Source organism: Kitasatospora purpeofusca (assembly GCF_034043715.1).
GTDB lineage: Bacteria > Actinomycetota > Actinomycetes > Streptomycetales > Streptomycetaceae > Kitasatospora > Kitasatospora purpeofusca_A.
In genome coordinates this window covers 1-12,556 of sequence record NZ_JAXCLC010000023.1, presented here as the reverse complement: position 1 = coordinate 12,556, position 12,556 = coordinate 1, and the positions used below count along the sequence as shown (strand labels likewise).

At 72.8% G+C, this 12,556-nt stretch carries 12 protein-coding genes; 8 read left to right on the top strand and 4 right to left on the bottom strand.

What is annotated here, in order from left to right:
- Position 1: 1 nt before the first annotated feature.
- From SM793_RS14185 to SM793_RS14175, 3 genes are read left to right on the top strand one after another with little or no spacing between them, the layout of a single operon-like run.
- On the top strand, positions 2 to 1,225 hold the full coding sequence (locus SM793_RS14185; protein WP_320438522.1) for an arginine deiminase: 1,224 nt from the start codon (positions 2 to 4) through the stop codon (positions 1,223 to 1,225).
- A 39-nt stretch (positions 1,226 to 1,264) separates the two neighbouring features.
- The gene (argF, locus tag SM793_RS14180; RefSeq protein ID WP_320438521.1) at positions 1,265 to 2,269 is read left to right on the top strand and encodes an ornithine carbamoyltransferase; all 1,005 of its coding nucleotides are present in this window, start codon (positions 1,265 to 1,267) and stop codon (positions 2,267 to 2,269) included.
- A gap of 2 nt (positions 2,270 to 2,271) precedes the next feature.
- Positions 2,272 to 3,282: a carbamate kinase gene (locus SM793_RS14175; protein WP_320438520.1), complete on the top strand. Its 1,011-nt coding sequence runs from the start codon at positions 2,272 to 2,274 to the stop codon at positions 3,280 to 3,282.
- A 114-nt stretch (positions 3,283 to 3,396) separates the two neighbouring features.
- On the opposite strand, the gene SM793_RS14170 is transcribed toward SM793_RS14175, so the two are convergent.
- The 3 genes from SM793_RS14170 to SM793_RS14160 form a co-directional block, all read right to left on the bottom strand.
- The gene (locus SM793_RS14170) at positions 3,397 to 4,269 is read right to left on the bottom strand and encodes a universal stress protein (protein ID WP_320438519.1); all 873 of its coding nucleotides are present in this window, start codon (positions 4,267 to 4,269) and stop codon (positions 3,397 to 3,399) included.
- Positions 4,270 to 4,452: 183 nt separating this feature from the next.
- Positions 4,453 to 5,034, bottom strand: a complete 582-nt coding sequence (locus SM793_RS14165; protein ID WP_320438518.1) for an ABC transporter permease subunit — start codon at positions 5,032 to 5,034, stop codon at positions 4,453 to 4,455.
- 235 nt (positions 5,035 to 5,269) lie between these two features.
- Positions 5,270 to 6,199, bottom strand: a complete 930-nt coding sequence (locus tag SM793_RS14160; protein ID WP_320438517.1) for an ABC transporter ATP-binding protein — start codon at positions 6,197 to 6,199, stop codon at positions 5,270 to 5,272.
- Between the two features lie 364 nt (positions 6,200 to 6,563).
- Here SM793_RS14160 and SM793_RS14155 point away from each other — a divergent pair, with 364 nt between their 5' ends.
- Complete coding sequence (locus SM793_RS14155; RefSeq protein ID WP_320438516.1) at positions 6,564 to 7,238, top strand: CBS domain-containing protein; 675 nt, start codon at positions 6,564 to 6,566, stop codon at positions 7,236 to 7,238.
- Between the two features lie 609 nt (positions 7,239 to 7,847).
- A complete protein-coding gene (locus SM793_RS14150; RefSeq protein WP_320438515.1) occupies positions 7,848 to 8,261 on the top strand; it encodes a hypothetical protein in 414 nt (137 codons plus the stop codon).
- Between the two features lie 54 nt (positions 8,262 to 8,315).
- Here the strand turns inward: SM793_RS14150 and SM793_RS14145 are convergent, their stop codons facing one another.
- Positions 8,316 to 9,167: a hypothetical protein gene (locus tag SM793_RS14145; RefSeq protein WP_320438514.1), complete on the bottom strand. Its 852-nt coding sequence runs from the start codon at positions 9,165 to 9,167 to the stop codon at positions 8,316 to 8,318.
- Positions 9,168 to 9,583: 416 nt separating this feature from the next.
- Between SM793_RS14145 and SM793_RS14140 the strand changes: the two genes are divergently transcribed.
- The 3 genes from SM793_RS14140 to SM793_RS14130 form a co-directional block, all read left to right on the top strand.
- A complete protein-coding gene (locus SM793_RS14140) occupies positions 9,584 to 10,237 on the top strand; it encodes a dienelactone hydrolase family protein (RefSeq protein ID WP_413815955.1) in 654 nt (217 codons plus the stop codon).
- 279 nt (positions 10,238 to 10,516) lie between these two features.
- Complete coding sequence (locus SM793_RS14135) at positions 10,517 to 11,170, top strand: phosphoribosyltransferase (RefSeq protein WP_320438512.1); 654 nt, start codon at positions 10,517 to 10,519, stop codon at positions 11,168 to 11,170.
- Between the two features lie 265 nt (positions 11,171 to 11,435).
- The coding region (locus SM793_RS14130) for a polyprenyl synthetase family protein (protein WP_320438511.1) at positions 11,436 to 12,556 on the top strand (1,121 nt) is incomplete at its 3' end.

Genomic DNA, 12,556 nt, shown 5'->3' with positions numbered 1-12,556 from the left:
CATGTCCACCCTTCGCGTCGACTCCGAAGCGGGCCGCCTGCACCAGGTGATCCTGCACCGCCCGGGCCTCGAACTGGCCCGGCTGACCCCGCGCAACGTCGACGACCTGCTCTTCGACGACATCCTGTGGGCCAAGCGCGCCCGTGAGGAGCACGACGCCTTCGCCCAGGTCCTGCGGGACCACGGGGTACGCGTGCACCACTACGCGCACCTGCTCGCCGAGACCCTCGAACTGCCCTCCGCCCGAGCCTGGTTGCTCGGACAGGTGGTCACCCCGGCGGTCGTCGGCCCGGCTCTCGTCGAGCCGGTGCGCGAGCTGTGCGAACAACTCGACGGCGGCACGCTCGCCGAGTACCTGATCGGCGGCGTCCTCAAGGACGACCTGCCGCTGAAGAACCCGCACAGCCTGCTCTGGAACACCCTCGGAGAACAGGACTTCGCCCTCCCGCCGCTGCCCAACCACCTCTTCCCGCGCGACAACTCCTGCTGGATCGGCGCCCGGTACAGCCTCAACCCGATGGCGAGGCCGGCCCGTCGACGCGAGACCCTGCACACCGCGGCGATCTACCGCTTCCACCCGCTGTTCGCCGAGACCGCGCCCCCACTGCTGGACGGCACCACCACCGCGCCGGGGCTCAGCGTGGAGGGCGGCGACGTCCACGTGATCGCCCCGGGCACCGTCCTGGTAGGCATGGGCGAACGCACCACCGCGGCGGCCGTCGAGTCCCTCGCCCAGCAGCTGTTCCTGACCCACACCGCGCACCGGGTGATCGCGGTGCGACTGCCGGAGAGCCGGGCGTTCATGCACCTGGACACCGTCATGACGATGATCGACCGGGACACCTTCGCCCTCTACCCGGGCCTGGCCCACCAGTTGCGTTCCTGGACCCTCACGCCCGCCCCCGAGCGCCCGGTCGGCTTCGACGTCCGGCCCGACGCCGACCTCGCCTCCTCGCTCGCCGAGGCGCTCGACCTGGACAAGGTCCGCTTCCTGTCCGCTGAGCAGGACTCCCGCGCCGCCGAGCGCGAACAGTGGGACGACGGCAGCAACTTCCTCGCCCTGGAACCCGGGGTCGTCGTCGGCTACGAGCGCAACACCACCACCAACACCCACCTGCGCAGGCAGGGCATCGAAGTCGTCACCATCGCCGGCTCCGAACTCGGCCGCGGTCGCGGCGGCCCGCGCTGCATGAGCTGCCCGATCCAGCGCTCCGCCGTCAACTGACCACCCGACACCCACTTCGGCAACCACAGGGAATCCGCCATGACCGTCGACCTCAACGGCCGCCACTACCTGCGCGAACTCGACTTCACCGCCCACGAGATCCACCACCTCCTCGACCTCGCCGCCGAACTGAAGGCCGCCCGGCGGGACGGCACCGAGACCGCCCGCCTCACCGGCCGCAGGATCGCCCTGATCTTCGAGAAGAACTCCACCCGCACCCGCTGCGCCTTCGAGGTCGCCGCCGCCGACCAGGGCGCCACCACCACCTACCTCGGCCCGGACAGCTCCCACATCGGCCACAAGGAGAGCGTCGCCGACACCGCCCGGGTGCTCGGCCGGATGTACGACGCCATCGAGTACCGCGGCTTCGACCAGGACACCGTCACCGAACTCGCGGCCCACGCCGGTGTCCCCGTCTACAACGGCCTCACGGACCAGTGGCACCCGACCCAGAGCCTGTGCGACGTGTTCACGATGCGCGAGCACACCGGGAAGCCGCCGGCGGAGACCTCCTTCTGCTACCTCGGCGACGCCCGCAACAACACCGCCCACTCCCTGATGGCCATGGGCAGCCTCCTCGGCATGGACGTGCGCATCGCCGCCCCGCGCGACCTGTGGCCCGACCCGGCGCTCGTCTCCGAGTGCCTGCTGCTCGGCCAGGAGCACGGCGCCCGGTTCACCCTGACCGACGAGGTCGAGGAGGCCGTGCGCGGCGCGGACTTCCTCTGCACCGACGTGTGGGTGTCCATGGGCGAGGACCACGCCCGGTGGCCCGAGCGCATCGCCCGGCTGCTGCCCTACCAGGTCAACGCCAAGACCATGGCGGCGACCGGCAACCCCGACACCGCGTTCCTGCACTGCCTGCCCGCCCTGCACGACCGCCGCACCGACCTCGGTGCCGAACTCGCCGCCGAGCACGGCCTCGACGGCCTCGAAGTCACCGACGAGGTCTTCGAGTCGCCCGCCTCACTGGTCTTCGACCAGGCCGAGAACCGCATGCACACCATCAAGGCGATCCTCGTCGCCACACTCGGAAGGAAGTGACCATGCGTATCGTCGCCGCCCTCGGCGGGAACGCCCTGCTCCAGCGGGGCGAGCACCCCGACGCCGCCGTCCAGCAGCACCACGTCCACGACGCGGCCCGTTCGCTGGCCGAACTCGTCACCGCCGGGCACGAGGTGGTGATCACCCACGGCAACGGCCCGCAGATCGGCCTGCTCGCGCAGGAGAGCGAGGCCGACCCGGCGCTCACCGTGCCGTACCCGCTGGACGTCCTCGGGGCCCAGACCCAGGGCATGATCGGTACCCTGCTCGCCCGGGAGCTCATGGGCCGGCTGCCGGGCCGCGCCGTCACCGTGCTGGTCACCCACACCGAGGTCGATCCCCACGACCCCGCCTTCCAGCGGCCGGCCAAGTTCATCGGAGGACAACTCACCGACCGCCAGGCCCGGACGGCGGAGATCGAGCGGGGCTGGACCACCGCGCGGGACGGTGCGCGCATGCGCCGCGTGGTTCCCTCCCCGCAGCCGAAGGCGATCGTCGAGGTGGCGGCCGTCCGAGCCCTGCTGGCCACCGGCGCCGTGGTCGTGGCCGCCGGCGGGGGCGGCGTCCCGGTCACCCGCGATCCGGTCACCGCCCGGGTCCGGGGCGTCGAAGCGGTCGTCGACAAGGACCTCACCGCCGCCCTGCTCGCCGATCAGCTGGACGCCGACGCGCTGCTGCTCCTCACCGACGTCACCCATGTGTTCACCCGGTACGGCACGGCCGATCCCCGCCCGCTGGTCACCGCCACCCCCGAGCACCTGCGCGAACTCGACCTGCCCGAGGGCTCGATGCGGCCCAAGGCCGAAGCCGCCGCCGGATTCGCCGAGCGGACCGGCCGGATCGCCGCCATCGGCCCGCTGGACAACGCGCTGGGCATGCTCCTCGGAACCACCGGTACCACCGTCCGGACCGCCTCCGGGGAAGGGCGGCCCGCCCCGGGGACCCTGACGCCGCACCCCCCGGCCCAGTACCCCCCGGCCCAGCACCCCGCCGAGGCGCACCTCAGGGCCTGACGCACCGGCGAGGGAAACCGCCGGCACCACGACCGGATGCCGCGTCCACCCCGGGTGGACGCGGCATCCGCGTGTTCGTCGCGCGCCGGGTACCCGGGAGGGCACCCGCCCCGGTCAGTCGTGGGGGACGACGACGACCGGCGCCTGGGCGTGGTGGATGACCGCGTGGGTGACCGGGCCGAGGCGCAGGCCGACGGGGTGGCGGCGGCGACGGCGACCGACCACGACGAGTGCGGCGTCGCCGGACGCCTCCACCACCGCGCCGGCGCCGCCGCCGATCCGGCTGTCCTCGATCACGACGACCTGCGGGTACTTGTCCCGCCACACGCTCAGTGCCTGACTCAGCAGCTCGGCCTCGATGGTCCGGAACTGCTCGGTCTCGACCGCCGGCGCCACCCAGCCCGCGTAGCCCCAGACCGCCGGCGGCGTCCAGCCGTGAACGGCGCGCAGCACCGCGCCGCGGGCCGCGGCCTCCTGGAAGGCGAAGTCGACGACCTCGCCCGCCGGGGCCCGGGTGTCGAGGCCGAGGACCACCTCCGCGCTGCCACGGGCGCCGGGCTGCCGGGACCGCGCGGCCCGGACGAGCGCGACGGGCACGTCGCATCGCGCCGCGGCGTCGAGACCGACCGATCCCACCAGCAGGCCCTCGAAGCCGCCCAGGCCCAGCGAACCGACGGCGAGCAGTTCGGAGTCGGCCGCGGCGGCGAGCAGGGACGCGGCCGGCTCGTGGCCGGCCAGGAGGCCGGTGTGCACCTCCAGCCCCGGGTGGGCCGATCGCACCTGCTGCGCGGCGTCGGCGAGCATGCGCTCGGCCAGGGCGCGCACGTCCGCGGGCTGGCCGGGATCGGCGTGGACGTCGTCCTGCCAGGTCCAGGCGTGGACGAGGCGCAGGGCGAGGTTTCGGCGCACCGCCTCGTCGGCCGCCCACTGTGCCGCCGCGGTGCTCTCGGCCGAACCGTCGATACCGGCCAGGATGTAAGCGCTCATGGGAATGCCCTGCTTCCGTCGCTCGGGACTGCCCCGGCACAGTGCTCGGGGTCGGGGACCAGCCTCGTCCCGGGCCACCCCGCGGACCCAGGGCCTGCCGGGTCCGCGGGTGGGGCCCAAGGTCCCGAATGCGCACCGCCGCCCCGGGTGCTCACGCACCCGGGGCGGCGGACGGGCCGGTGCTCAGGGAGCCAGGTCCCGGCGCAGCAGCAGCGGGAGGGCGGCGGCGATCCCGGCGAACCCGACGGCCACCAGGACGGCGAGCGGGCCCCAGGCGATCGTCCCGTGGGCGAGTGCGTCACCGGGCGTGTAGTAGTGGAACGGGCTCAGGTACCGCAGCGGAGCAGCCGGGTGCCAGGCCAGGGCGATGAAGTTGACGGCGAAGCCGACGGCGCCGATCGCGATGGTCGCGCCGATCACGTGGGCCCGGTGGCGAGTCGCGGCCGAGACGGCCAGGGCCGGACCCGCCAGGCAGAGCGTGAACGCACACCCCGCCAGACCGGCCGCGAGCACGCCCCGGAGGGGGACCGCGTGGTGGAGGGCGGGGGTGACGGCCACGCCACCGGCGACCGCCAGGGTGGCGGCGGCGTTGAGTGCCAGCGAGGCCGCGACCACGGCCGCTGCCCGTTCGACCAGCAGCCGCAGGCGGGAGACCGGACGGACCATCAGCAGCTCAACGGTGCCCGACTCGACGTCGGCCGCGACGGCAGCCGCTGCGAGCGAGCCGATCGCCGTCAGTTGCATGGCGGCCCAGAACGGGTGCACCAGACCGGCTCCGAGCAGTCCGGGGTAGCTGGCGATGGAGACGCCGCCGGCGATCCGGAGAACGCCTTCAACGCGTCGGGTCCGGTCGGGCCGGTCCCGGCGAACAACTGGGTCGGTGGCACGGCCCGGGCGACGGTCACGATCAGTGCCTCGAAGACGACCATGCCCGCCGCCAGGAACGCCAGCATCCTGCGGCGCCTGTGCAGGGCCAGCCAGAACAGGGGGAACCGCGTCCTCATGACCGTACCTCCGCCGCTTCGACGTCCTGCCGGTACAGGTCGAGGAACGCCTCGTCCAACCCGGCCTCCTCCACCGACACGTCCGCCACCGGTAGCGCGGCCAGGAGCGCGCGCAGCTCCGCGACCAACTCCGCCGGCGGGACGAGCAGTTGGACCTCGTCCCCGTTCCAGCGCGGCGACCAGCGCTCCGCCGCACCCAGGCTCCGGGGACCGCGGCCGTCGGCCAGTACCAGCCGTACCCGTCTGGCGCGCTCCTGCCGCAGGGTGGACACGGCCCGCACCGCGACCAGCCGCCCCTCCCGCACGAGCGCCACCCGGCCGCAGGCCCGCTGGACCTCAGGCAGTACGTGGCTCGACAGCAGGACCGTGCGTCCGGCGTGCGAGGCCTCCTCGAGCAGTGCGAAGAAGACCTCCTGGACCAGCGGATCCAGACCTTCGGTGGGCTCGTCGAGAATCACCAGCTCGGGATCGTGCTGGAGCGCCTGGACCAGGCCCAGCTTCTGCTTCATGCCTCGCGAGTACTCCCGCACCGGCCGGGCCAGATCCGCGGCCGACAGTCCGAGGCGTTCGCACAGTTCCGCGCGTCGGGGCGTACCGGCGCCCTGCAGATCGCCGAGCAGCCGCAGTGTCCGGGCGCCCGTGAGCTCCGGGTACAGGCGGAGTTCTCCCGGCAGGTAGCCCAGGCGCGGGGCCAGGCGCCGGTGGTCGGCGACCGGGTCCAGGCCCAGCAGCCGGATCTGGCCGGCGCTCGGCCGCAGCAGCCCGACCATGCAGCGGATGGTGGTGGTCTTCCCGGCGCCGTTGGGGCCCAGGAACCCGAAGATCTCACCCCGCCGCACGGTGAGGTCGAGGTGGTCCACGCCCGCCTTGCGGCCGTAGTACTTGCTCAGTCCGGCCAGCTCGATGGCCGGCCCCTCGCGCTCCATGCTTGCCTCCCTGCACAGCGGCCGCCTCGGTGGAGGCTTCGTCGCGCCGCACCAACTGCACCGCGACGAACCACGTGGTGACAGGGACTCATGGGCCTGTTCGCGGGCCCGTCGGTCCCGGGTCGGCAGTCGTCGCGTGCCGGGGCTGAAGGTCCCGGCGCGGTGGCCCCATCGGCCCTTCGCCACCGTGCGGCGGTCGGCCGATGGTGGAGACGACCACAACGGCAGGGAGACGCACCGTGACCGGAGGACCCGGCAGCGCGACACCGCCCGTCCGGCACCCGGGCCGGACGCCACACCGCACCCACCACACCCGACCGCGCGGCCCCGAGGCCGCCGGCACCGGACAAGCGAGGAGCCGACCATGCGACACCGCATCGTGGGAGAACTGATGACCCGGGCCGTCGTGCACGTCCGGCCCGGCACCGGCTTCAAGGAGATCACCCGCCTGCTCGCCGAGCACGACATCACCTCCGTGCCCGTCCTGGACCACGAGGAACGGCCGATCGGCCTCGTCTCCGAGGCCGACCTGCTGCTCAACGAGGCCGCCCAGGAGGACCCCGCCGGCCTGCTGCTCACCCCGCAGCTGTCGCCCGAGGAGCACACCCGCAGCCGCGCCGCCACCGCCGAAGGCCTCATGACCAGCCCGGCGGTGTGCGCCCGGCCCGAGTGGACCGTGGTCGAGGCCGCCCGCCTGATGCAGCGCGAGCACCTCAAGCGCCTGCCCGTCGTCGACGAGGCCGGACGCCTGGTCGGCATCGTCAGCCGAAGCGACCTGCTGCGCGTCTTCCTCCGCCAGGACCGGGCCATCAACGAGGAGATCACGCACGAGATCCTCGACCGCACCCTGCGACTCGCCCCCGGCTCCGTCAACGTCCGGGTCAGCGAGGGCCGGGTCACCCTGAGCGGCACGGTCGAGCACCGCGCCCTGGTACCGGTGGCCGAACGGCTGTGCCGGAGCGTGGACGGTGTCGTCGACGTGACCAGCCGCCTCGACCACCGCACGGAAGACACCGCCGCCCTGCACCCGGTCCGCTGACCAGGTACGCACCACCCCGTGCGCCTGGAACCCGACGCCAGCGTTCGGCGGACACCGGGTCCCGGCGCCGGAGTGCGTCGTGCCGGCCCACCGGCCTCGCGCACCAGGCGGGGGCCGGGACGCGATGACCGACCAGCTGCGGGCCCGAGCACGAGGTTGCGGACCGCACCGGTCCAGGTGGCTAGCAGACGAGGTTGATGGTGGCCACGGTTGCTGACTCCCGGGCGTCCTGCTGACCTTTGCGGACCCCGGATGGCCGATCAGGCCCCTGACCTGGGAAGATGCTCGAAGAAAGTATCTGTGCCCGTCGCTGCCAACTGGACTGAGGCGGCAGTGGGCCGCGCCTGGGCGGTAGCGGCCGTGGCGAACGCCGTCGATCCGGCCAAAGTCGGGAGACGTACTGTCCCTGGACGATTCTGCACGGCCATACTGCCTGTTGTCGCCACTGGCAACCGGGCCTGTGCGGCCATCAGGGAGGGGAAACCCTTGAAGTTACGCGCTTTCACGATCCTGTGCTCGGTTCTGGGGGGATTGCTTGTCACCGCGGTTCCTTCCCACGCGACCACGTCGTCCACCGGCCCGGCCCCCCGGACCGCTCGGTTCACTCTGGTGTCGGCCCACGCCAATACGGGTTCCGCTCTCTCGGCCGGCCAGGTCGACTACACATGGGAGTACATCGTTGACGGCCCGAACGACAACGTGAGCGGTTGCACCGTCAGCTTCCCCAATGGCGCGACACCCGCCCTCTTCCTCTGCGGCACGCATTTCACAATGGCCCAGTGGAACGACGGGCGCCTTGAGATTTCCGGCCTGGGAACCGATCACGCGGTATGGAACTCCTGGCAGACAACCCCCGGTCCGAACGGCCCCTGGGCTCCCTGGGGCAGCCTCGGTGGCCACGACCTCAAGTGGGGCGTGACGTGGGACTTCACTCCGGTGCTCTCGACGATCGGTGGGGACAACCGTCAGTGGTGCCGCGTCTACAACAATGGCTGGGGCGGCTGGGTCGACTGCAGCGACTGACCAGGTGGTTCTCCCGGGAGGAACAGTCAGCGGGGCCTGGGCGGGGTACGGCGATCAGCTCGGCCCCGGTCGCGGCCGCCGCCCGGACCAGCGCCGTGCCGGCGTCCTGTGAGCTCGGGTCTGTCCTCGTTGAAGGGCGGTGACGACGGCCGCGAGCCCTTCGACCTCGTCCGGACGGCGGACACGGCGGGCCCGGAGGACGTCCAGTAGTTGCTGGTCCCGGGAGGGCAGGCGGTCCGTGAACAGCTCGCCCAGATCCTTCTCCAGCGTGGCCCGCCCGGGCTCCGGCTTCCGGCGGCTGCCGTCCTTGATCTTGACGAAACGGTCGTGCAGCCGTTTCGGCGCCGGCCTCGTGACCACATTGACCGCCCACGGGTCGCCGGACAGCACGATCACCTCGGTGCCCGCGGCATCCAGCCGGTCGGCCACCCGCCCGAGAAGCGGTTCGACCTCGCTCGACCATGCGCCGACCGCGATCCGCCGGTGGGTGCGGCCGGCAGGGGCGACCCGGCTCATCGGCCACCGGCCGATCTCCTGGTCGACCTCCAACTCGTCCTCGCCGCCGGGCGCGGGCGAGTGGAGACGGTGGATGGCCACGACCGCATAGGGAATGTCCGGTGTGTGCTGCAGGACGAGCGGCAGGACATCGGGCAGCATCCCGAACTTCGCGCTGTCCGACGCGGGCGGCTCCGGAAGGCATTCGACGAGGGCGAGACGCCCCCGCGCGGCGAAGATCGCCTGTCCATGGCGGCCGGCGATCTCCCGGTCGGCGCCGACCGCGTCCTCGATGGCACCGACGGTGGCGAGGTCGGCGTCGTGGGCGAGCAGCCGGCCTCTCAAGTGCCGCCGGCGCAGCTCGACGGCCCGGTCAGGTTCGTCGACGTCCCGGGACGTGTCGAGATACACCGACGCGACCGGACCGGGACGCGCGTAGACAGGGCTGAGGAATGAGAGTTTCACGGCACCTCCAGACCGCCGTAGCTCAGGCTGCGCCCAGGGCCTCTCACCAGGGCAGCTACCCGGGTGCCGTTCCAGGGACACGGTCCGCGGGACGTCAGCACGGACGGTTCGCCTTCCTCGGGACAGGGGACGGGCCGGTCGTGAGCCGCCCACAGGCAGACCCGGCCGGAGCAGCGCCTCGCCAGGCCGCAACCGCACGCGCGGCGCCGGCCCGCCTCGGGCGGACGGCTGTGCTCCCGTCTGTGCTCCCATCGTTTCGTTCGAAGCACCACGGGCAGGCGCGGGACAGTGGTCGGGGCGGCAAGCGGGGTGTCCGGTGTCGGGCCGGCCGCCAGGGGAGCGGGCCGCGAGGAGGTGCTGTGATGGCGGAGGAGATTCTGGTCCCGGTCGACGGATCGGCGCTGTCCGGGGACCTGACAGTGCCCTCGAACCGCGCGGCGGTGGTGGTGTTCGCGCATGGCAGCGGCAGCTCGCGGCACAGCCCGCGCAACCGGGCCGTGGCCACCGTCCTGCAGCAGGCCGGGCTCGGCACACTGTTGCTGGACCTGCTGACGCAGCGCGAGGAGCAGCGGGACGTGGTGACCGCGGAGCACCGCTTCGACATCGGGCTGCTGTCCTCGCGCCTGGTCGCCGCCGTCGACTGGCTCGCCGCCCGGACGGACACCCGGGAGCTACCGGTGGGCCTGTTCGGCGCGAGCACCGGGGCAGCCGCCGCCCTGCGGGCAGCGGCGGAGCGGCCCGAGCGGGTGGCGGCCGTCGTCTCCCGCGGCGGGCGGCCCGACCTGGCCGGCGACGACGCCCTCGGCCGGGTCGGGGCACGGGTGCTGCTGATCGTCGGCGGCAACGATCCCGAGGTGCTGGACCTCAACGAGAAGGCCGCCGAGCACCTCGGCGCGCCGTACCTGATCCATGTGGTCCCCGGCGCCACCCACCTCTTCGAGGAACCCGGGGCCCTCGAACACGTCGCGAAACTGGCGCGGGACTGGTTCCTGCGCCCGCGGACCGAGGACTTCTGAGGAGAGCGATGGACAGCGTCACGGTCGACGAGGTCAGCCAGGTCATGTGAGGCGTGGGGCAGTTACGTCCCCACCGTGCTCGGCGAACGCTACGACGCGTTCTGCTTCCTCGACCGCACCACCTCCCTGACTCCGCTCGGCGGCTCCCCGCCCGACACCGCGGAGGAGGAGACCTGGCCCACCGGCATGTGATCCGGCACGACAGGAAATCCGCCACGACAGGATCCGCCACGACAGGATCCGCTACGACAGGAAATCCGCCACAGGAAGGAGACGGCAATGCGGTTCCAAGACCGACAGCATGCGGGCCGGCTGCTCGCCGCCCGACTGGCAGAGTTGCGCGCCACCGAGCGGTGGGACGATCCGATCGTGCTGGCCCTGCCGAGAGGCGGCGTCCCCGTCGCGGCCGAGGTCGCCCGCGCCCTCGACGCACCGCTGGACGTGCTGGTCGTCCGCAAGATCGGCGCACCGGGCGAACCCGAGGTCGGAATCGGCGCCATCGCGGGCGACGACCCGCCGCTGTTCGACCGGCGCGCCCTGACGATCCTCGACATCACCCCCGACCAACTGGCCTCCGACGTCGCCCGCGAACGCACGGAGCTGCACCGCCGTGAACGCCTCTACCGCAACAGCCGGCCCGCGCCGGACCTGCGCGGCCGCACCGTCGTCCTGGTCGACGACGGCCTCGCGACCGGTGTCACCGCCCACGCCGCGCTGCGCCGGGTCCGCGCCGAAGGCCCGGCCCGGCTGATCCTCGCGGTGCCGGTCTGCGACGCCCGGGCCGGCGAGGAGTTCCGCGGCGACACCGACGAGTTCGTCTGCCTCCAGCCCCACCGGTACCTGCACGCGGTCGGCGTCTGGTACGAGGACTTCCGGCAGGTGTCCGACCGGGAGGTGATCGACATCCTCGGGCATCAGCACGCGGTCAGCTGACATCGCGGAGTGGTGGGAGTGCGCGAGATCGGCGAGCACCTGCGCCGAGTCGCACAGGCGCTGGACGAGCCGAAGGGCGGCTGGCGGATGAGCCGCCAGGAGGCTCCGGGCCGTACTGGGACGCTCCGGCCCGCACCCGTGAACAGTCCAGGAGAGAACCCGATAACCGTCACGGTAAGCACCGTTGCGGTACTAGTGTCGCCGTGCCTTGATTCTCGACTCTTCGAACGAATTCACGAGTCCGGTCATTCACACGGAGGACATCATGACGGCAAGCGCACCCACTTGGAGTTCGGACGCCGTGCTGCGGCGGCTGCGCGGCACGGGCGAGGGGCTGACCGGCTCGGCCGGTCCCGGCGCAGCCGCCGACCGCGCGATGGGACGGGCCCTGACCGGCTTCCTGGACCGGATCGCCGGGCGGGGCTCGGGGCCGGCCGTGGACGGGATCGTCGCGCTGCCGTTCCTGGTGCACGGGACACACACCGGAGACCCGGCGCCGGCCGAGCCCGCGGCGGTGGCGCACGTGCTGTGGTGGGTTTCGGCACGCTACCTGGACGACCTGTCCGACGCCGGGCCCCGGCCGTCCGCCGCGGCTGGCCCGGACAGTACGGACCAGGATCTGCTCGCCGTGATCGGGATCGCCTGCCACCTGGCGGCCGAGCTGCTCGACGAGGCGTGCCGCGACGACCCGGAGCGGGCGCTGCGGCTGCGCCAGGAGCTGTCGCGCAGCTGGCACCGGGGGATAGCCGGGCAGCTCGCGGACCTCACGGCGACCGCGGCGACGGCGACCGCCGACGAGGTCATGGCCGGCTACCTGGGGAAGACCGGTGCCCCGTACGCCATGGCCGCGGCGATGGGCGCGATGCTGGCCGGGTGCGACGAGGCGCGGGTGGACGCGTGGCGCGACTTCGGCGCGCGTTTCGGCGTGCTGCGGCAATTGGTCAACGACCAGCGGGACATCTCCTCGGGACGGTACGAGGACCTGCGCAACGGGACTGCCACCTTCATGGTGGTGCAGTATCTGAAGTCGCTGTCCGAGCCGGAGCGCGTGGTGGCGGAGAAGCTGCTCGTCGGGTGCGCGGACTCCGCGGCGGCCCGGGAGGAGTTCGCGGCGCAGCTGACCGAGCCGAGCCGGCTGCGGGCATTCGCGGCGGTTGTCAGGCCGCTGATCGACGGGCTGCACGCGAGTATCGACGAGGCCGGCGGGGTGGGCGAGTACGTCGCGGGGCTGCACGGGCTGGTCGATCAGACGGTGAACCTGTACCCGGAGTTCCTGCTGGGCGTCCGGGACCGGGGGGTCAACGGCGTCGTCGACGAGTCCGCCGTCGACGAGTCCGCCGTCGACGAGGACGGATCACCCACCCCGCCGGAGGGAATCGTCGCCCG

Excerpts from the sequence above, each read along its gene's own strand:
- SM793_RS14185 (WP_320438522.1), top strand. The coding sequence starts at position 2 with ATGTCCACCCTTCGCGTCGACTCCGAAGCGGGCCGCCTGCACCAGGTG.
- argF (WP_320438521.1), top strand. The coding sequence starts at position 1,265 with ATGACCGTCGACCTCAACGGCCGCCACTACCTGCGCGAACTCGACTTC.
- SM793_RS14175 (WP_320438520.1), top strand. The coding sequence starts at position 2,272 with ATGCGTATCGTCGCCGCCCTCGGCGGGAACGCCCTGCTCCAGCGGGGC.
- SM793_RS14170 (WP_320438519.1), bottom strand. The coding sequence starts at position 4,269 with ATGAGCGCTTACATCCTGGCCGGTATCGACGGTTCGGCCGAGAGCACC.
- SM793_RS14160 (WP_320438517.1), bottom strand. The coding sequence starts at position 6,199 with ATGGAGCGCGAGGGGCCGGCCATCGAGCTGGCCGGACTGAGCAAGTAC.
- SM793_RS14155 (WP_320438516.1), top strand. The coding sequence starts at position 6,564 with ATGCGACACCGCATCGTGGGAGAACTGATGACCCGGGCCGTCGTGCAC.
- SM793_RS14140 (WP_413815955.1), top strand. The coding sequence starts at position 9,584 with ATGGCGGAGGAGATTCTGGTCCCGGTCGACGGATCGGCGCTGTCCGGG.
- SM793_RS14135 (WP_320438512.1), top strand. The coding sequence starts at position 10,517 with ATGCGGTTCCAAGACCGACAGCATGCGGGCCGGCTGCTCGCCGCCCGA.